The sequence below is a fragment of the Nocardioides daedukensis genome (assembly GCF_013408415.1).
In the GTDB taxonomy this organism is placed as follows: Bacteria; Actinomycetota; Actinomycetes; order Propionibacteriales; family Nocardioidaceae; genus Nocardioides; species Nocardioides daedukensis.
The window spans coordinates 2,076,544-2,095,084 of sequence record NZ_JACCAA010000001.1 but is presented as its reverse complement, the minus strand read 5'-3'; the positions used below and the strand labels follow the sequence as shown (position 1 = coordinate 2,095,084).

Below are 18,541 nucleotides of genomic sequence, written 5' to 3'. Positions count from 1 at the left end.
GCCGAACTCGTGCTCGGGTCAACCGTCTATGCGGAGACGCTCACTTCGTCGCCGACCCGGAGCACACCGGTCCTCACCACGTCGGCATAGACCGCCAGGCACATGTCCCGCTCCTGGGTCAGCGGCTTGAGCAGCCGCCCTTCGACGCGGGCACCGTCCTGGTCGATGTCGACCATCCGGCAACGAGGGATCCGCCGTACGCCGCGCAGCACGATGTCGCCGATGGTGATCTCCTGGCCGACCCACTGCTCCTCGATGAACGGTTCGTCGGTGGCCAGCAGGATGTTCACCCGCAGACGACGCGGATCCGGATCGATGTTCCAGCGCTCAGCACACCAGGCGAGCGTTGCGGTGCCCACCAACGACACCGATCCCGAGTCCTGGTGCGACACGTCTGCCTCCGGCCTGACCCGTACGCCGACCCCCATCACCGCGGTCAGCTCGTCATCGAGAGCCGGATCCATCGCCTGCCACTCGCCACCCGGACCCGTCACGGTGACCTCGCCGGAAGTCGCCGTGCCGGCGGAATAGGAGAAGACCGGGTCCCGGCGACGGAAGCGACGACTGTTCTTGCCCGAGGCGAAGTGGCCGTCCTCGTCCTCGACGGCGAACCAACGGTCGCCCGCGAGCCCGCGTGGGTCCAGGGCGACCGAGTCGAGCGCCTCGCCACCCATCGACTTGACCGGATAGCGGCGCAGGGAGACGACCTTGATCTGCATGAGCCCAGCGTGCCACCTGCCGGGTGCCGGTAGTGCCCACATCTTTGTGGAGATCTTGTCGCACCGGGTGGAACAAGATCTCCATGATCGTCAGTCGAGGGCGCAGTCCGGACCGCAGCGCACCGGCTCGCCCACCCATCCCCGCGACGCGAGCACACGTGCGAGTCGGCCGGCGGTTCGGCAGGCTCGTTCGGTGCACTGGCCCCAACCGAGCCGAATGCTCGTGCGACCGTCGACTGCCGCGTCGAGATCTCGGTCCATGTCACGGTCGCGCTGCTCGGTGCTGTCATGGAACAGCCGCCCGTCGAGTTCGATGATCAGGTCGAACTCGGGAAGGTCGACGTCACGGAAGAGACGCCCGCCCGCAGTCTGCTCGGACGCCTGCCGGTTCCCGCGTGGCAGACCATGTGGGCGCTGCACCCGGTCCAGGTAGACATGTTCAAGGGTTGAACAGGTGCCCGCGGCGACGTCGCCGAGGACGCCGACCAGCCACCTCCTGCGGCTGAGCCGACTCCGCCGGGCGATCGTGGCCAACAGTCGCTGTGCGGTGGTGCGGCGGGACCCGCAAGCGTCAGCCAGTACGCCGATCGCGGCGAGATCCGTGGGTGCCTGGGCAGCGAGGTCCAGCACTGCCTCGTCAAAGCGCACGCGCGGAGGCCGGGCGCTGTGTTGCACCACGTCGGAGAACGCGCCCGTGCGGACCACCCGATAACCGTCGAGCTGAGCCACTCGACGGGAAGAGTGGACGGCGATCTCGATCGGCGCATCTCCCAGGCTGGTTCGGCCGCGCGGCGCACGCTGTCGGCTGGGACCTGGCTGCCAGCCGGCACCGTCGACGACCTGAAGCGCTGAGGCCCCCGCGAGTGCCGCCGGCTCGAAGTGCAGGACTCCCGCCCACGCACGCTGTTGCCACGACGGTGGTCCGGTGTGGTTCACGAAGATCCCCGGAATCACTCGTGCCCACACTCTGCGACGGACGAGGCGCTCCAGATCATGCGGCTGGAGTCCCAAGGTGTGCGCCTGACGCCGCGAGATGACACCGTCCTGCTCGGCGAGGAGTCGGGTGGCCGCTCCCCAGTCGGCATCAGGTGTGGCTGGTCCGTTCATGCCGGAGAGACTCGCTCGACCCGTGTGTCTCTGCCACGGCCATCAGCCGTGCCTGTGGAGGGGAGCGCGAATCAGTGTGGAGTTGTTGTCGCGCACAGTGCGACAACAACTCCGCGCACCGTTGCGGCGACCTGAGCCCGCGCCGACCTTTGTGACACGTGGGGCCGCCGCCCCAACCCGAGCAGAGCCCGGGTCGGGACTCACTTCTTGCGGATGAAGAGCAGCGCGACGGCCTGGAACACGCAGACGAAGATCGTGAGCATCAGCAGGATCCGGACCACGCGCAGGAAGACCAGGCCCGCGTTGCTGCCGATGGCGGTCGGCGCGAACGCCATCACGCACAGGCAGATCGTGATCACGACGCAGACGCCCAGGAGCACCTTGGTCCCTGCGCCGACTCCTCCCCAGAGTGCGCCGGCAGACCGGGTCATTCCTCGCGGCAGGTGGTGCAACGACGACCTGACCAGCAGGCCGCACAGGGCCAACGCAGCGACCCCGGTGGCGCCGCGGACGAGGAACGACGCTCCGCCGTACACCTCCAGGCCGACCACGATCCCGGCGAGGATGAGCGCCAGCAGGAGGCGTCGGGCAAGGCGTCCGGCGAGCGTGCTGACCCCGCCGTGGGCAAAGCTGTCCTGTGCGTCGGCGCCGACGGCGGCCCTGACGTTGGCTGCCGAGCGGCCCAGCCGGAACAGGCCCGCGTCCAGGTCGGCCAACGAGGTCAGTGCGGCCGTGTGCTGGGGATCCAACCGCAGTGCCTCGGTGAATGCTGACCGTGCCAGGTCGCGCAGCCCGAGGACTTCCAGGAGGACTCCGGCAAAGGCATGCAGGTCGGCGGAGTGCGGGTTGAGCCCGATGGCGCGGTTGATCGAGTCGAGCGCATCGCGCACGCGTGGCATCGGCAACGAGCTGAGGGCGCGGGCGTGGGCGAACCACGAACGCCAGTCGTCCGGGTCGGAGACGATCGCGACCTCGGCGAGCTCGAGCGCCTCCGGGCCGCGGTCAAGTTGCATCAACGCATCGCAGACCGCGAGTCGGCAGTCGGGATCCTCGGGCGCAAGAGCGAGTGCCTGCCAGGCGACCTCGAGACTCTCCTCGTTCCTCTCCGCGAACAACAGCACGGTCGCCATCACATGCAGCACCTCGATGCTGCCGGGATGATCGGCCAACAGGGCACGGAGGAGGGTCTCCGCCTCGACATACCTGCCCAGCTCCAGAAGCTGCTCGGCGCGGGCGAGGTCGTTCCGGACGCTCATCAATACCCCACGCGATTCTTCGACCGGCTACTAATCAGGCTGATTATCCAGCCGACCACGACACTGATGGCCAGCACCCGGATCAGGATGAGCAGGACGCCACCGGCAGCAAGTGCAGTCCCGGCCGGTGCAAAGGCCATCACGCACACGCAACCGGCCGCGACGAGCAGGACGAGGAGGATCATCGTGCTTCCGGCTCTCACCTGCCTGATCAGCGCGAGCGGACGACGTACTCCGGCGGGCAACGACCTGATCGAGGACCGGGCGATCAGCCCAACGAGCGCGATCAGCAGCGCGCCGCCGAGGGCGCGCAGGATCGGCGGCGCCTGGGCCGCGACCAGTCCGGCGATCAGTGCACCGCAGACGAGCAGGGCAAGGAACAGCCGTCCACACATCCGGACCATGAGCAGGCTGAGGTTGCGCTGGAAGATCGGGTCGGAGGGATCCAGGGCGAGGGCGCGACGCAACTGGTCCGAGCCGCGGCCAAGCGAGAACAGCGACATGTTCATCGAGGCCAGGTTGTTCAGCGAGTTGGCGTGGTTCGGGTCCAGCTCGAGCGCCTTGGCATAGGCCGCCCGGGCCGCACGGCGTTTCCCGTTCCGCTCCAGCGAGAGACCAAGGATGTTGTGCGCAGCGGCGTTGTTCGGAGCCATCTCAACCACCTGCCGGGCGACCGGGAGTGACTCTCGCCGCATCGCCCGGGGCCCTCGCAACAGCGCGGCCGACAATTGATAGTGCGCCACCCACCAGTGCGGCTCGTGAGCGACCACCTCGCGCGCGATGCTTGCTGCCTCGCCCGGCCGGTTCTGTGCGGCGAGGACCTCGCTCAGCGACAGGGCGGTGCCGGCGTGCGCAGGTCGACTCGCCAGTGCTGCGCGCAGCACCTGCTCGGCCTCGACGTGGTCGCCCATCCCGTGGAAGGCACGGCCCAGCACGTGCAAGGCCTGTCCCGACCCGGGATCCTCGGCCAACGCCTGCCGGGCGAGGTTCGCGGCCTCGTCGTGCCGGCGCAGGTCCAGCAGGTGCTCGGCGCGATCGAGGTCAGTCACGGGCCTCGACCGAATCGGCCGAATCGCCGGAGGTGCCCTTTTCCTCATTGCGCTCCCGGATCCGGAGCACGATCGCCATGATGAACAGGAGCAGGTAGGCAAGGACGGTGCCGCCCCCGATGGCCGCGACCAGCCCGGGTGCGAACGCCATCACGGCCACCCCGAGGACCGGGATGACCTGGACACCGAGCAGGTATTTCTCGTTCGTCACCAGGAAGTCAATGATCCCGCGTGGGCTGAGCCGGATGGTCCGGGGTAGCAGTTGTTGGGCGGCTGCGGCGGCCAGACCTGTGCCGGCCAACCACACGCAGCCGGTGATCACGCGGGTGCCGTGGCTCGCGTCCAGGACCAGCATCGTGGTGAGCGCGAGCCCGGCGAGCGCCCAGAGTGCAGTGAATGCCACGCCGCACCTCCACAGGAGGATGCGGATGTTCTCGTGCAGCCCTGGGGCGTTGGGAGCGATGGACAGCGCTGACTGCATCGTGTCCGTGCCTCGAAGCCACCGACCGACTCCGAGGTCCATCGTCGCGAGGTTGTTGAGAGCGGTCGTGTCACTCGGGTCGATCGCGAGCGCCCGGTGGAAGGCCTCGCGAGCAGCTGCGTGGTCTCCGGCCCGCTTGTGGCCCAGGCCGAGAATGGAGTGTGCCCTTCCGACATTCGGGTCGATGCGGATCGATTCCGCAGAGGCCGCGAGGGCCTGACTGACGAGCGTCTTGTCGCCGGACTCGAGGATCGCCAGTGCGAGGACATCATGGGCTTCGGGGTCGTGTGGCAGTAGGGCGACCCCACGTCGAGCATGCTCGATCGCTTCCTCGCTCTCGCCGACATTGGTGAGGGCCATTGCGAGGTGTGGGCCGGGCTGTTCCGGCCGGAGTCGCAACGCTTCGCGAGCGGGCGCGACGGCTTCCTCGTGGCGACGCTGGCGATCCAACGCGTCGGCCAAGCTCGCGTGCGCCCGCGCGACGTCCGGGTGTTGGGCGATCACGGTGCGCGCGAGCTGCTCGGCCTGCTCGGGTCGTCCGGCAGCCAGCATCGCGTCCACGCGGCTCAGGGCTTCATCCAGGTCGAACATGCTCAGCCACGTCCTCGTCCTCCTCGTCATCGCCGGCCAGGAGCATCCCCGCGATGACGACGACCAGATAGACGACGATGACGGCGCCAGCGATCGCGGCGATGAGCCCCGGGGCGAACGTCATCACGGCCACCCCCAACGCCGGAACCACCTGGAATGCGAGCAGCAGCCTCTCGTTCGACGTCACCAGGTCGTTCACCCGGCGCGGGCTGCGGCGTACGGATCGAGGCATCATGCGTAGCGCCAACCAGGCGTCCACGGCGGTGGCGAGCAGCCACACGGCACCCGTCACCAGCCGGGTGCCCGGGCTCGCGCCGAGGGCCAGCATGGTGCCCAGCGTGATCCCGGTGAGCACCCACAACACGGTGAACACGAGCCCGAACCTGGCAAGCAGGATCCGCATGTTCGCCTGCATCGCTTGATCGGTCGGGTCCATCGAGAGTGCCGAGAGCATGCCGTCGGCGCCCTGCGCGAGCCGCCCCGTCGCCATGTCCATCGCACCCAGGTTGGTCAGCGCCGTCGTGTCGGTCGGGTCCAGCGCCAGTGCCTGCTCGAAGGCCGCCCGGGCGGCCCCGCGATCACCGGATCGGCGCAGCGCCACACCGAGCATGGAGTGGGCGGGAGCCACATTCGGGTCGAGTCGGATCGACTCCCGCAGCGCCGCAAGCGCCTCCGGCAGCAGGTCGGCGCGCTCGGGCTTGAGGATCGTCCAGGCGAACAGGTCATGGCTGCCGGACTCGTTCGGCAGCAACTCGATGACACGCCGCGCGTGCTCCCTGGCCTCCTCGGCCTCGTGGACCTCCAGCAGCGCGAGGCTGAGACCGATGTGCATGCCGGGGGCGTGCGGGGCGAGCCGAAGGGCTTCACGAGCAGGCGCCACGGCCTCGCGATCGAGGCCTTGCTTGCGCAGGGCGTCGGCGAGGACGTCGTGGGCACGTGCCGAGTCGGGGTGCTGTCCGATCAGGGTGCGCGCGAGTCGTGCGGCCTGCTCAGGTCGGCGTGCGGTCAACATCGCGTCGGCGCGGTCGAGCCCCTCATCCAGGTCGATCATGCTCAGCCACGCCCCCTCTTGCGCAGGAACTTGGCCAGGTCGTCATATTCCCCGGACTCGTTGGCATAGAGAGCCACGTTGCGGGCGGTCTCCATCCACGGGCCGATCGAGGGGCGTACGTCGCGCAGTGCGGCCTCCATGTCGGCCATCGTGATCATCCGGACGTTGCCGGTCTCGACCGAGTCCATCAGCGCGATCTCGGCGGCCGACTCGCAGATGTGGGCCAGGTCGGCGCCGCTGTAACCGTCGGTGAGCTTGGCCATCCTGCGCACATCGATCCGCTCGACCGGACGGCTGCGCAGGTGGGTCGTCAGGATCGCCTCGCGGGCGGCCTGGTCCGGGGGCAGCACGAGGAGGGTGCGATCGAGCCGGCCGGGCCGACGCAGCGCGGGATCGACGTCCCAGGGGTGGTTGGTGGCGCCGAGGACATAGACGCCCTCGTTCTCGGAACCGACCCCGTCGAGCTCCTCGAGGAGCTGGTTGACCGTGCCGCGCTGGGAGCTGCCCCGCATCTGGGAGCGGCGCATGCCGATCGCATCGAGCTCGTCGAAGAAGAGCACGCACGGCGCGGACGAGCGGGCGATCTCGAAGAGCTCCTTGACGTTCTGCTCGCTCTTGCCGATGTACATGTCGAGCACGTCGGCCAGCGACACGTGCAGGAAGGCGGCGCCGAGCTCACCGGCGATCGCCTTGGCCAGGAAGGTCTTGCCACAACCGGGCGGGCCGTAGAGCAGCAGTCCGCCGCGCAGGGACTTGCCATAGAGCTTGCGGAGCTCCTCGTTCCTCAACGGCGCCAGGAAGCTGGCGTTGAGCCGCTTCTTCACCTCGGTCAGGCCGCCGACGTCGGAGAGTCGCAGGTCCTGGCGCTCCACGTCGTACGCCGGTGGGGGCGGCGCAGTGCTGTCCTCCGAGCCGTCGACGAACATCGGCGGGACCGCGTCGCCGAGCTGCTGCTCGGCATGCGACCAGTCGAACTCGGAGGCGCCTCGGGATCCCTCTTCGGGCTTGGCCGGACGTTCCGTCTCGTGGGCAGGGGGCGCCGGTTCGTCGCGGGGCGCCGCGGGTGCGGTCGGCGTACCGCCTCCGAGTGCCTTGGCCATCAGCTCCCGGGCCTGCGTGGAGTCGGGCTGTTGGCCGAGCACCACACCGAGATGTACGACGGCCTCGGTGCCGCGCTCGGCGTCGATGAGCAGTCCGGCCAGGTGCAGGCGCAGGGGTACGTCGTCGGGTGCGGCTTGTACGGCGGTGGTCAGGCTGGCGATGAGGGGGTTCTCCACGAGGTGAACCTACCCGTGCGGAGGGGGCCGGAAACGCCGAACTAGCCGCCCGGACGAACCGGACGGATGAACCGCTGGGCGGCGGTGACGGGCGCCTTCAGCCTGCGTTCAGCGAGCACGCGGCACAATCGAGTCCATGCGGGTTCTGGTGGTGGACGACGAGGCGCGACTTGCCCGTTCCCTGAAGATCGGCCTGGAGGCCGAGGGGTTCGCCGTCGACGTGGCCCGTGATGGCACCGACGGACTGTGGTTGGCGCGGGAGAATCCTTATGACGCCATCGTCCTGGACCTGATGTTGCCGGGGATCAACGGCTACAAGGTCTGCGAGACGCTGCGCGCGGAGGAGAACTGGACCCCGATCCTGATGCTGACCGCGAAGGACGGCGAATGGGACCAGGTCGAAGGGCTCGACACCGGGGCCGACGACTACCTCACCAAGCCGTTCTCGTTCCCGGTGCTGGTGGCCCGGCTCAGGGCGGTGATCCGGCGCGGATCCGGCGAGCGCCCGACCGTGCTCGAGTCGGGAGACCTGCGCCTCGACCCTGCCGCGCGTCGGGTCTGGCGCGGCGAGACAGAGGTGCGGCTGACTGCACGAGAGCACGCACTGCTGGCGTTCCTGATGCGGCACCGTGGTGACGTGGTCTCGAAGCAGCAGATCCTGGACGCGGTGTGGGACATGGCTTTCGACGGGGATCCCAACATCGTCGAGGTCTACATCCGGCACCTGCGCAACAAGGTCGACCGGCCGTTCGGACGCCAGGCGATCGAGACCCTGCGTGGCGCCGGTTATCGGTTGGCGAGCAACGGTGGCTAGGCGCGCGCCGGGCCGGGCACGGTCCTCTGTCCGCCTGCGGGCCACTGTGGGCGCCCTCCTGGTGGTGGCTGTGGCGATGGTCGCCGGATGTGCCGTCCTCGTCCTCCTGCTGAGGCAGTCCCTCGTGGACGGCTTGGAGACCTCCGCGGAGCAGCGGGCCGCAGCACTCGCGGCGCAGATCGAGCAGGACGGCCTGCCAGCATCGATCGGCGACGGCGACGGCGACAGAGATGGGGGCGGCGGGGACGACGGCGACAGCGATGAGGACTCGGATCCCGACGAGGACGAGGACCCCGAGGATGTGGTCATCGTGGTTCGTGGCCCCGATGGGGCCGTGGTCCTCTCCTCGCAACCGGTCGCGAGGCTCCTGTCGGACGAGGACGACACCGTCCAGCTGCCCGGCGCCGACCACGACTACGTGGTCGTGACCGAGGAGGCCGAGACCGACGCCGGTGACCACGTGATCAGTGTTGCCGTGTCGCAGGAGGATGCAGACGAGTCCACCGCTGCCCTGCTCCCACTGCTGGCGGTCGGCCTGCCGATCGTGCTTCTCGTGGTGGGCGCCACCACCTGGGTCGTGGTCGGGAGAGCACTGGCTCCGGTGGAGCGGATGCGCCGTCAGGTCGACCTGATCAGCGGGGACGACCTCGGCTCGCGGGTGGAGCCACCAGCCTCGCGCGACGAGATCCACCGCCTGGCGCTGACGATGAACGCGATGCTGGATCGGCTCGAGACCTCTCGCCAGCGCCAGCGGCGCTTCGTCTCCGACGCCAGCCACGAGCTCCGTTCGCCGCTGGCCGGGATCCGACAGACCGCAGAAGTGGCGCAGGCGCATCCCGGCGCCCTTCCCGAAGGGGAGCTCGCCGAGGCCGTCCTCGAGGAGTCGGTGCGGATGCAGCGCCTGGTCGAGGCGATGCTGCTCCTGACCCGCGCGGACGAGGGCGGTGCAGGTCAGGGCGCAGCCGAGGTCGATCTGGACGACCTGGCCCTCAGCGAGGTTGACCGGGCTCGACGCCTCGGTGCAGCGCGCGGCATCACCGTCGACGGCAGTGGCATCGAGCCCGGCCGGGTCCTGGGCGACCCGGCGACGCTCGGTCAGGTGGCCCGCAACCTGGTCGACAACGCATTGCGCCACGCCCGTTCCCGGGTCGCAGTGTCGGTCGGCGTGGACGACGCAGGGGTGTGGCTGATCGTCGACGATGACGGCACCGGAGTTCCCCCGGAAGAACGCGAGCGCATCTTCGAACGGTTCGTCCGCCTCGACGAGGCCCGGGCCAGGGACGACGGCGGCTCCGGACTCGGACTGGCGATCGTCAGCGAGATCGCCCGGGCACACGGCGGTGAGGCCTCGGTGGTCGAATCCACGGACGGTGGCGCCCGCTTCCGGGTCTGTCTTCCGCCAGCCTGAACGGACGTTCAGGCAGGTTCAGGCTGGGTTCAGCCGCCAAGCGACACGCTTCCTCCATCGCATCAGCCACACGAGAGGAAGCAGCCCCATGAACGAGTCACACAACGGAACCCACGAGGACAACCAGGCCCAGGCAGCTGCCGGCGGCCGCGGACGGCGTACCCGCCGGGTGCTGATCCCGGCCGTCGCCGCGATCGCGGTGCTCGGCATCGGCGGAGCGGTCTGGGCAGGCGTAGCGGACGACGACCTCGGTGACGCCGAGCGCGACAAGCTCTCCGGCGTCGCAGTGAAGGCCGCCGGCGGCGGCCAGGTCACCGAGGCGGAGGAGGACGACGGCTTCTACGAGGTCGAGGTCACCCGCGAGGACGGCACCCAGGTCGACGTACGCCTGGACAAGGACCGCAAGGTCGTCAGCACCGAGACCGAAGGACCCGACGACGACGGGGACGACAGTGACGACGGTGAGGGCAGGGACGACCGGGACGACAGCACGGACGGGGACGACAGGGACGACAACGAGGCGCCGCTCACCGCAGCCGAGACCGCGGCGGCCAAGAAGGCGGCACTTGCCGAGATCGGTGGCGGAACCGTCACCGACGTCGACCGGGACGACGACGGAGGCGGCAGCGGGGGTTATGAGGTCGAGGTGACGAAGACCGACGGCACCGAGTGGAGCGTCCGGCTCGACGCGAACCACAAGGTCCTCTCCAGCAACCGCGACGACTGAAGTCGTACGACGCACAACGGCGCACCTCCCACCTGGGAGGTGCGCCGTTGACGTGTACGACGGTGACGCTGGGCGGGTCAGCCCGCGTCGACGTCTCCCCGCCATGCGCCGGACGCCTGGCCGCGGGTCTCGATGAACTCCTTGAACCGGTCCAGGTCGCGCTTGACCTGGTGGTCGTCGACGTTGATGGCCGACCCGACCTTCTCGGCGATCCCGGTGGGCTTCCAGTCGATCTGGACCATCACCCGGGTCTGGTTGTCGTCGATCCGGTGGAAGGTGACGACGCCCGCGTGCTGGGCCTCGCCACCGACGCTCGTCCACGCAACGCGCTCGTCGGGGTGCTGCTCGGTGATCTCGGTGTCGAACTCACGCTCGACCCCGGCGATGTTGGTGACCCAGTGGTTGCGCTTCTCGTCCACCTGGGTGATGGATTCCACCCCGCTCATGAACTGCGGGAAGGACTCGAACTGGGTCCACTGGTTGTAGGCCGTGCTCACCGGCACGTTGACGTCGATGGACTTCTCGATCTGGCTCATCGTTCTCCTTCGGTCGGTGTGGCGACCCGGTGCCGGGTTGCGGCACCTGCGGCCTTCGGTTCAACAGGGCGGTACCCGCAAGACAACTTTCCCATTCGGGACGGGAATGGATCCCGCCCATCATGAGTTGTGCCCAGTGACAGAAGTTGAGTTGATTCGACTCAACTTGTTTGCAACACTCGACATCGCGACGCAGGATGGACCCGAAGGCGGGCCACCACGGTCGCCGAACAGACTCCCCGGGGACACCCGGGAACACGAAACACACAATGGAGGCACTCCCATGGCACGAGCGGTCGGAATCGACCTCGGCACGACCAACTCCGTCGTCGCCGTCCTTGAAGGTGGCGAACCCACTGTCATCGCCAACGCCGAAGGCGCGCGTACGACGCCCTCGGTCGTCGCATTCGCCAAGTCCGGCGAGGTCCTGGTCGGCGAGGTCGCCAAGCGCCAGGCAGTCACCAACGTCGACCGCACCATCCGCTCGGTCAAGCGCCACATGGGTGAGGGCTGGACAACGCAGATCGACGACAAGACCTTCAACCCCCAGCAGATCTCGGCGTTCATCCTGCAGAAGCTGAAGCGCGACGCAGAGGCCTACCTCGGCGAGCCCGTCACCGACGCGGTCATCACCGTCCCGGCCTACTTCTCCGACGCCCAGCGCCAGGCGACCAAGGAAGCCGGCGAGATCGCCGGCCTCAACGTCAGCCGCATCGTCAACGAGCCGACCGCGGCCGCGCTGGCCTACGGCCTCGACAAGGGCGACGACCAGACCATCCTCGTCTTCGACCTCGGTGGCGGCACGTTCGACGTGTCCCTGCTCGAGATCGGTGAGGGCGTCGTCGAGGTGAAGGCCACCTCCGGTGACAACCACCTCGGTGGAGACGACTGGGACAACAAGGTCGTCGAGTGGATGATCTCGAAGTTCAAGGCGAACAACGGTGTCGACCTCGGCGCCGACAAGATCGCCAAGCAGCGCCTCCAGGAGGCCGCGGAGAAGGCGAAGATCGAGCTCTCCAGCTCGAGCGAGACCCAGATCCACCTGCCCTACATCACCCACGGCGAGTCCGGCCCGCTCCACTTCGAGGAGAAGCTGACCCGCAGCGAGTTCCAGAAGCTGACCGCGGACCTGCTCGAGCGCACCAAGGCGCCGTTCCAGGCCGTGCTCAAGGACGGTGGCGTGCCGGTCTCCGGCATCGACCACGTGGTCCTCGTCGGTGGCTCGACCCGGATGCCTGCCGTGACCGAGGTGGTCAAGGACCTGCTCGGCGGCAAGGAGCCCAACAAGGGCGTCAACCCGGACGAGGTCGTCGCCGTCGGTGCTGCCCTCCAGGCCGGTGTCCTCAAGGGCGAGGTCAAGGACGTCCTGCTCCTCGACGTCACCCCGCTCTCGCTCGGCATCGAGACCAAGGGTGGTGTGATGACGCCGCTGATCGAGCGCAACACCACCATCCCGACCAAGCGCTCGGAGATCTTCACCACCGCCGACGACAACCAGCCGTCGGTCGAGATCAAGGTCGCCCAGGGTGAGCGTCAGATGTGGGCGCAGAACCAGCCCCTCGGCAACTTCGAGCTGACCGGCCTCCCGCCGGCCCCGCGCGGCGTGCCGAAGATCGAGGTCACCTTCGACATCGACGCCAACGGCATCGTCCACGTCTCCGCCAAGGACCACGCGTCCGGCCGCGAGCAGTCGATGACGATCTCGGGTGGGTCGGCGCTGAGCAAGGACGACATCGACCGGATGGTCAAGGAAGCCGAGCAGTACGCCGACGAGGACCGCCAGCGCAAGGAAGCCGTCGAGGCGCGCAACCAGGCCGACGGTCTCGTCTACACCACCGAGAAGTTCCTGGCCGACAACGGCGACAAGGTCCCCGACGACGTCAAGACCGAGGTCACCGCGGACGTCGAGGCCCTCAAGGCCACGCTGGAGAACGAGGAGGCCTCTGCCGAGGAGCTCCAGGCCGGCGTCACCAAGCTCGGTGAGTCCAGCCAGAAGATGGGCGCCGCGATGTACGCCGCCGCCGAGGCCGACTCCGCTGCTGCGGGCGGCGCCACCGGCGCCACCGGCGAGGCGGACGAGGACGTCGTCGACGCCGAGATCGTGGACGAGGAGCCTGCCGAGGGCGCCGAGGGTGAGTCCAAGTGACCCAAGGCCCCGACGAGTCCCCCCAGGACCCGAGCCAGGACCTCCCCGACCCGGCAGACGCCGGTGAGACCGTGGAGGAGGGTGCGGCCGCTGAGGCCGCACCCTCCCCGGGGTCGCCGGGTGAACCCGGTGACGTAGCGGGCGAGGATCCCTCCGAGTCGGCCACCGACGAGCTCACCGTCACCAAGATGGAGCTCGAGGAGCGGACCCTCGACCTGCAGCGCCTGCAGGCCGAGTTCCTCAACTACAAGCGCCGGGTCGACCGGGACCGCGAGCTGATCAAGGAGAACGCCACCTTCTCGGCGCTCGCCCCGATCACCGAGGTTCTCGACAACATCGACCGGGCCAAGGAGCACGGTCCGCTCGATGACGGGTTCCGCGCGGTCGCCGACCAGCTGGAGCGGGTCGTCGCAGGGCAGGGCCTGGTGCGCTACGGCGCGCCCGGCGACGTGTTCGATCCGACGATCCACGACGCCCTCTCCCACCTGGGCGAGGATGCCGAGGTCGAGGTCACCACGGTGAAGATCGTGGCCAAGGGCGGCTACAAGATCGGGGAACGCGTCGTACGCGCGGCCCAGGTCCTCGTGGTCGACCCCGCTGCACCGGGCGCGGCATCGGCACCGGCCGACGCTCCCGCTGCAGAGTGATCAGGACCCACCAGAGCATCACCGGAAACGACGACGGAAGGGAGGCGCGCGCATGAGCGGCAAGGCCGACTGGGCGAGCAAGGACTACTACGCAGAGCTCGGGGTCTCGAAGGACGCCAGCGCCGACGAGATCAAGAAGGCCTATCGCCGTCTTGCGCGCGCCAACCACCCGGACTCCAACCCCGGCGACGAGAAGAAGCACGAGAAGTTCAAGGCTGTCGCCGAGGCCTACGACGTGGTCGGGGACGCCGAGAAGCGCCCGGAGTACGACGCCATCCGCAGCGCCCCGATGGGTGGGTTCGGTGGCGGCTTCGGTGGCGGTGGCGGCGGCGGGTTCGACATCAACGACCTGCTCCGTGACCGGGCTGCCGGTGGCGGCGGCTTCGGTGACATGTTCGGCGACCTCTTCGGGGGCACCCGCGCAGGCGGCCGTCGCGCCCCCCGACCCCAACGTGGCCCCGACGTGGAGAGCAACGCCACGATCAGCTTCGTCGACGCGATGGACGGCGTGACGATCAGCCTGCGGCTGACCTCTGAGTCCCCCTGCGCCACCTGCTCGGGCACCGGCGGCAAGCCGGGCACCAAGCCACACATCTGCCAGGTCTGCGAGGGCGCCGGCATGGTCGCCTCGACCTCGGGCGGAGCATTCACCCTCAACGAGACCTGCCCCGCATGCGGTGGACGGCAACTGGTCTATGACGAGCCCTGCCCGACCTGCCTCGGCTCTGGTCGCGGCACCTCGGCACGCTCGATCCAGGCCCGGATCCCCGCCGGCGTCAAGGACGGCCAGCGGATCCGGCTGCGCGGCAAGGGCGGCACCGGCGAGAACGGCGGCCCCAACGGCGACCTCTTCGTCACTGTGAAGGTCACTCCCCACCGACTCTTCGGGCGCAAGGGCGACAACCTGACCCTCGAGGTCCCGGTCTCCTTCGACGAGGCCGCGCTCGGCGCGGAGATCAAGGTGCCCACCCTCGGTGGCGCACCGGTGACGCTGAAGATCCCGGCCGGCACACCCAACGGGCGCACCTTCCGGGTCCGAGGTCGCGGCGCGAAGAAGAAGGACGGCACCAACGCCGACCTGCTGGTCACCCTCGAGGTGCACGTCCCAGCGATGCTGGACCAGGCCGCCCGTGAGGCGGTCGAGGCCTATCGCCAGGCCACCAGCGGGAAGCCGTTGCGCAGCAAGCTGTTCGAGGAGGCCTGAGCATGGTGGCCCCCGATCCCGCCGTCGGCGTCTATGTGATCAGCGTGGCCGCGGAGCTGGCCGGGCTGCACCCGCAGACGCTGCGGACCTACGAGCGGATGGGCCTGATCACCCCCAATCGCACCGGCGGGGGCGGTCGGCGCTATTCATCGCGTGACATCGAGATGTTGCGCGTGATCGCGGATCTCACCGCCCATGGCATTGGCATCGAGGGAGTGCGCCGCATCCTCGAGCTGGAGAACAGGATCGACGCGCTGCAGGCCCGCAACGAGGAGCTGCTCGCAGAGGTGGCCGCGACCCGCGAGGCGATGCGGGAGCTGCTGGCCGTGACCCCGCCCAGCGTGTCCAACCGCGTGCCCGTGCTGCGCGAGCGTTCCGGCTCGCAGATGGTCGTATGGCGCCGCGGCCGCTGACGGTCTCCTGCGGAACAGCGGGTCGCGGATGATCACTCGGTTGACGAATCCTCGATGACGTAAAGTTCGTCCCATGAACCAGGAAGCCGAAGGGGCCGGCGGCGAGACCTTCCGCAACAAGGTGCACGGCCTCCTTCGCGCCTCGATCCTCGACGCCGCCTGGGCCCGGGCGAACGAGTCCACCTGGGGGCAGGTGCGGATCGCGGACATCGCTCGAGACGTGGGCGTCAGTCGGCAGACGATCTACAACGAGTTCGGAACCAAGGACCAGCTCTCGTTGGCGATCTTCCATCGCGAGCTCGAGCGGTTCCTGGTCGAGCTCGAGGCCCAGATCCAGGCCGCGGACCGCTTCAGCGACGCAGTTCGCCAGGGGCTCACCTGGATGCTCGACGAGACCGCCGGCCACAAGATGGTCGGGCGCATGCTGGCCGACGCCAGGAACGGCTCGACCGACGGCCTGATCCCGATCCTGACGTTGCGTTCGGACCTCATCATCGTTCCGGTTCGGACCCGCCTGGCCGCGATCATCAAGGGTCGCTGGCCCGAAGCGGACGACGCCGCCACCGAGGTCGTCGCCGATCTCTACGTCAGATTCGTCCTCGGTCTGGTCGTCACCCCCACCGACCTGGACACGGGCGCGATGGTCGAGGCACTGGTCGGAATGGCCGTCGGGATGGACGTGGCTGCCGCGCGGCGGTGATCGCCCGATTCGTCAGCGCTTTGGGATCGCCTTCCGCCGGGGGCTGGAGTCGATAGTCTCTGCGCTCAGGGGCGGGCTTGGACACGAAAGGTGGTGGGTGCGTCGCTCGAATCGATCCAGAGTGGGCTCGAGGCCTACTTCAGCGACGTCAACTGGCTCGCGTTCCTCACCATCCCGATCTTCACGGCCGTGGTCGGCTGGTTGATCAACTGGACCGGGCTGATCATGCTCTTCAACCCGGTCCACTTCCACGGGATCAAGGTCCCCGGGATGGCTCAGCTCTCCCGGCTTGCTCCGCGCAAGATCCAGGAGATCCCCGGCGTCCTCCAAGGCGGCCTCGGCTGGCAGGGCATTGTTCCTGCCCGCGCCGCGAAGATGGGATCGATCGCCGTCGACAAGGCGATCGCCAAGCTGGGCACGCCGGCTGAGTTCTATCAACAGCTGGAGCCCGAGAAGATCGCCGAGCACATCGTGGCCGTCTTCGAGCCGGACATCCCCGAGCTGGTCAACGAAGTCATGCAGCGCGAGCACCCGGCGATGTGGCGCGACGTACCGTCGTTCGGCAAGCAGGCGGTCTATGACCGCGTGCAAGCCCAGCTGCCCGGGATCGTGCGCCGGATCACCACCGAGATCGGCATACACATCGACCAGCTGCTCGATCCCAAGATCATGGTGATCGACCAGTTCTCCAAGGACCCCTCGCTCGTGGTCCGCATCTTCCGCGACTTCGGAAGGAAGGAGCTGCGGATGATGGTCAACTTCGGTTTCATCTTCGGGTTCCTGCTCGGCGTCCCGGTCGCGTTCATCGACCACGCCCTGCACAGCCCGTGGTGGACGCTGCCCTTCCTGGGGATTCTGGTCGGCTGGGTCACCAACGCCCTGGGCATGTGGTTGATCTTCGAGCCGCCGGAGAAGCAGAAGCGGTTCGGGATCACGTTCCAGGGCCTCTTCCCGCGCCGTCAGCCCGAGGCCGCCGAGGTCTACGCGCAGATCATCGCCGACGAGGTGATCACCCTCGAGAACATCGGTGACTTCCTGCTCGACGGCCCGCGCGGCGACCGCACCCGGCAGATGCTGGCCACCGCGATGGCCCCCGCCATCGACCAGGCGGCCGGGCCGTTGCGCGGTGCGGTCCGGGTCGCGATGGGCAAGAAGGAGTACGCCGCGGTGACCGGCGCCTTCGCCACGGAGGCCGTCGGCCGCACGATCACCCCGTTCAAGGACCCGGAGTTCAGCAGGCAGCAGTCGGAGAAGATCCGCCAGCTGATCGGCGCACGTACCAAGGAGCTCCCTCCCCGCGACTTCGTCGAGATGATGCGAGCCGCGATCAAGGAGGACGAGTGGATGCTCTATGCCCACGGCGCGATCATGGGGTTTGCGGGAGGATTCCTGCACTGGGCGATCTTCGCGGCGGCAGGAGTGCACTGAGATGAGGACAGATGAGTCTTGACCGACAGCAGCAACCGGACGAGTCCTCGGTGGCGCGTCTGGCCGCAGGCGCGGCCTGGCACACCACGGAGTGGGCGGTGGCGACCGGTTTCGGCATCGGGCGTCGCCTGTTCCGCGCGGCCTCCTCGCCCACGGAGGCGATCGACTTCGCCTCCGACGTGGCCACTGCCGCAAAGGTCCTCGTCAACGGCGTGGCCGAGGTGGCCGGGGGAGCGCTCAAGCCTTCCGACGACTCATCGTCGTCGAGTGAGCCGACGGTGCCGCCGCTGCGCACCTCCAACCCGCTGACGCACAGCAGCCGGCGCGACGTCGCGAGCCCGGTCGACCTCCGCAAGGCCGGGCGTGAGCTGCTCGAGAAGAGTCGCAACGTCTGGGACGACTCGACCGGGCACCCCGCCTATGAGCGGATCCTCTCCGAGCTGGCTCCCGACGAGGGCCGGATCCTGCTCCTCCTCATGCGCAGCGGCCCGCAGGCGACGGTCGACGTACGCACGGGTGGGCCGGTCGGGATGGTCAGCTCCGACCTCGTGGCCGCGGGGCTGAACATGATCGGCCCGCGTGCCGGGACGCGTTATGTGGACCAGGTGCCGTCCTACCTGAACAACCTCTTCCGGCTGGGGCTGATCTGGTATTCGAAGGAACAGCTGAAGGACCCGATGGAATACCAGGTGGTCGAGGCGCAGCCCGACGTGCTCGAGGCGATGCACTCGGTGCGGTTCGCCAAGGTCGTACGCCGATCGGTCCACCTGACACCGTTCGGCGAGGACTTCTGTCGCACCTGTCTTCTGGACGAGACGGAGTCGACGGCCGTGCTGCCTGAGCACATGGCGCCGCAGGACCTCGACTGACCCTGGGGCCGAACCATCATCAGTGTCGGTGGTGGGTGGGATGCTCGGATGAAGGTTTCGGAGGGCGTTGAGAGCGCATCCGGAATCGACCGGAGATCGATCTGAAGAGGTCGATCTA

At 68.6% G+C, this 18,541-nt stretch carries 18 protein-coding genes; 10 read left to right on the top strand and 8 right to left on the bottom strand.

The window, feature by feature from the left end; genetic code table 11:
• Positions 1-26: 26 nt before the first annotated feature.
• The 7 genes from BJ980_RS10350 to BJ980_RS10320 form a co-directional block, all read right to left on the bottom strand.
• A complete protein-coding gene (locus tag BJ980_RS10350) occupies positions 27-719 on the bottom strand; it encodes an MOSC domain-containing protein (RefSeq protein ID WP_179502212.1) in 693 nt (230 codons plus the stop codon).
• A gap of 90 nt (positions 720-809) precedes the next feature.
• On the bottom strand, positions 810-1,826 hold the full coding sequence (locus BJ980_RS10345) for a type IV toxin-antitoxin system AbiEi family antitoxin domain-containing protein (RefSeq protein WP_179502211.1): 1,017 nt from the start codon (positions 1,824-1,826) through the stop codon (positions 810-812).
• 200 nt (positions 1,827-2,026) lie between these two features.
• A complete protein-coding gene (locus BJ980_RS10340) occupies positions 2,027-3,082 on the bottom strand; it encodes a tetratricopeptide repeat protein (protein ID WP_179502210.1) in 1,056 nt (351 codons plus the stop codon).
• The gene (locus tag BJ980_RS10335) at positions 3,082-4,131 is read right to left on the bottom strand and encodes a tetratricopeptide repeat protein (RefSeq protein ID WP_179502209.1); all 1,050 of its coding nucleotides are present in this window, start codon (positions 4,129-4,131) and stop codon (positions 3,082-3,084) included. Before BJ980_RS10335 ends, BJ980_RS10340 begins: the two co-directional genes overlap by 1 nt.
• Positions 4,124-5,203: a tetratricopeptide repeat protein gene (locus tag BJ980_RS10330; RefSeq protein ID WP_179502208.1), complete on the bottom strand. Its 1,080-nt coding sequence runs from the start codon at positions 5,201-5,203 to the stop codon at positions 4,124-4,126. The genes BJ980_RS10335 and BJ980_RS10330 overlap by 8 nt, the downstream gene beginning before the upstream one ends.
• On the bottom strand, positions 5,187-6,254 hold the full coding sequence (locus BJ980_RS10325) for a tetratricopeptide repeat protein (protein ID WP_179502207.1): 1,068 nt from the start codon (positions 6,252-6,254) through the stop codon (positions 5,187-5,189). Before BJ980_RS10325 ends, BJ980_RS10330 begins: the two co-directional genes overlap by 17 nt.
• A 2-nt stretch (positions 6,255-6,256) precedes the next feature.
• The gene (locus BJ980_RS10320) at positions 6,257-7,531 is read right to left on the bottom strand and encodes an AAA family ATPase (RefSeq protein ID WP_179502206.1); all 1,275 of its coding nucleotides are present in this window, start codon (positions 7,529-7,531) and stop codon (positions 6,257-6,259) included.
• A 136-nt stretch (positions 7,532-7,667) separates the two neighbouring features.
• Here BJ980_RS10320 and BJ980_RS10315 point away from each other — a divergent pair, with 136 nt between their 5' ends.
• From BJ980_RS10315 to BJ980_RS10305, 3 genes are all read left to right on the top strand, one after another.
• Complete coding sequence (locus BJ980_RS10315; protein ID WP_179502205.1) at positions 7,668-8,345, top strand: response regulator transcription factor; 678 nt, start codon at positions 7,668-7,670, stop codon at positions 8,343-8,345.
• Between the two features lie 46 nt (positions 8,346-8,391).
• Positions 8,392-9,753: an ATP-binding protein gene (locus BJ980_RS19295; RefSeq protein ID WP_218855469.1), complete on the top strand. Its 1,362-nt coding sequence runs from the start codon at positions 8,392-8,394 to the stop codon at positions 9,751-9,753.
• Between the two features lie 88 nt (positions 9,754-9,841).
• A complete protein-coding gene (locus BJ980_RS10305; RefSeq protein WP_179502204.1) occupies positions 9,842-10,480 on the top strand; it encodes a PepSY domain-containing protein in 639 nt (212 codons plus the stop codon).
• Positions 10,481-10,557: 77 nt separating this feature from the next.
• On the opposite strand, the gene BJ980_RS10300 is transcribed toward BJ980_RS10305, so the two are convergent.
• On the bottom strand, positions 10,558-11,016 hold the full coding sequence (locus BJ980_RS10300) for an SRPBCC family protein (RefSeq protein ID WP_179502203.1): 459 nt from the start codon (positions 11,014-11,016) through the stop codon (positions 10,558-10,560).
• A gap of 283 nt (positions 11,017-11,299) precedes the next feature.
• Here BJ980_RS10300 and dnaK point away from each other — a divergent pair, with 283 nt between their 5' ends.
• From dnaK to BJ980_RS10265, 7 genes are all read left to right on the top strand, one after another.
• On the top strand, positions 11,300-13,162 hold the full coding sequence (gene dnaK / locus BJ980_RS10295; protein ID WP_179502202.1) for a molecular chaperone DnaK: 1,863 nt from the start codon (positions 11,300-11,302) through the stop codon (positions 13,160-13,162).
• Positions 13,159-13,809 carry a nucleotide exchange factor GrpE gene (gene grpE, locus BJ980_RS10290; protein ID WP_179502201.1) on the top strand — a complete coding sequence of 217 codons (651 nt, stop codon included), beginning with the start codon at positions 13,159-13,161 and terminating at the stop codon, positions 13,807-13,809. Before dnaK ends, grpE begins: the two co-directional genes overlap by 4 nt.
• A 52-nt stretch (positions 13,810-13,861) precedes the next feature.
• Positions 13,862-15,013 carry a molecular chaperone DnaJ gene (gene dnaJ, locus BJ980_RS10285; RefSeq protein ID WP_179502200.1) on the top strand — a complete coding sequence of 384 codons (1,152 nt, stop codon included), beginning with the start codon at positions 13,862-13,864 and terminating at the stop codon, positions 15,011-15,013.
• Between the two features lie 2 nt (positions 15,014-15,015).
• Positions 15,016-15,426, top strand: coding sequence for a heat shock protein transcriptional repressor HspR (locus BJ980_RS10280; RefSeq protein WP_179502199.1), 411 nt, complete (start codon positions 15,016-15,018; stop codon positions 15,424-15,426).
• A 73-nt stretch (positions 15,427-15,499) separates the two neighbouring features.
• On the top strand, positions 15,500-16,126 hold the full coding sequence (locus tag BJ980_RS10275; RefSeq protein ID WP_179502198.1) for a TetR/AcrR family transcriptional regulator: 627 nt from the start codon (positions 15,500-15,502) through the stop codon (positions 16,124-16,126).
• Between the two features lie 93 nt (positions 16,127-16,219).
• Entirely contained in the window at positions 16,220-17,554 is a 1,335-nt protein-coding gene (locus BJ980_RS10270; protein WP_218855468.1) for a DUF445 domain-containing protein, read from the top strand.
• A gap of 11 nt (positions 17,555-17,565) precedes the next feature.
• Complete coding sequence (locus BJ980_RS10265) at positions 17,566-18,423, top strand: Abi-alpha family protein (RefSeq protein WP_179502197.1); 858 nt, start codon at positions 17,566-17,568, stop codon at positions 18,421-18,423.
• Positions 18,424-18,541 lie beyond the last annotated feature (118 nt).

Coding starts and splice junctions, on each gene's coding strand:
- BJ980_RS10305 (WP_179502204.1), top strand. CDS start 9,842: ATGAACGAGTCACACAACGGAACCCACGAGGACAACCAGGCCCAGGCA.
- BJ980_RS10330 (WP_179502208.1), bottom strand. CDS start 5,203: ATGTTCGACCTGGATGAAGCCCTGAGCCGCGTGGACGCGATGCTGGCT.
- BJ980_RS10280 (WP_179502199.1), top strand. CDS start 15,016: ATGGTGGCCCCCGATCCCGCCGTCGGCGTCTATGTGATCAGCGTGGCC.
- BJ980_RS10340 (WP_179502210.1), bottom strand. CDS start 3,082: ATGAGCGTCCGGAACGACCTCGCCCGCGCCGAGCAGCTTCTGGAGCTG.
- BJ980_RS10345 (WP_179502211.1), bottom strand. CDS start 1,826: ATGAACGGACCAGCCACACCTGATGCCGACTGGGGAGCGGCCACCCGA.
- BJ980_RS10265 (WP_179502197.1), top strand. CDS start 17,566: ATGAGTCTTGACCGACAGCAGCAACCGGACGAGTCCTCGGTGGCGCGT.
- BJ980_RS10300 (WP_179502203.1), bottom strand. CDS start 11,016: ATGAGCCAGATCGAGAAGTCCATCGACGTCAACGTGCCGGTGAGCACG.
- BJ980_RS10325 (WP_179502207.1), bottom strand. CDS start 6,254: ATGATCGACCTGGATGAGGGGCTCGACCGCGCCGACGCGATGTTGACC.
- BJ980_RS10275 (WP_179502198.1), top strand. CDS start 15,500: ATGAACCAGGAAGCCGAAGGGGCCGGCGGCGAGACCTTCCGCAACAAG.
- dnaJ (WP_179502200.1), top strand. CDS start 13,862: ATGAGCGGCAAGGCCGACTGGGCGAGCAAGGACTACTACGCAGAGCTC.
- BJ980_RS10350 (WP_179502212.1), bottom strand. CDS start 719: ATGCAGATCAAGGTCGTCTCCCTGCGCCGCTATCCGGTCAAGTCGATG.
- dnaK (WP_179502202.1), top strand. CDS start 11,300: ATGGCACGAGCGGTCGGAATCGACCTCGGCACGACCAACTCCGTCGTC.
- BJ980_RS10315 (WP_179502205.1), top strand. CDS start 7,668: ATGCGGGTTCTGGTGGTGGACGACGAGGCGCGACTTGCCCGTTCCCTG.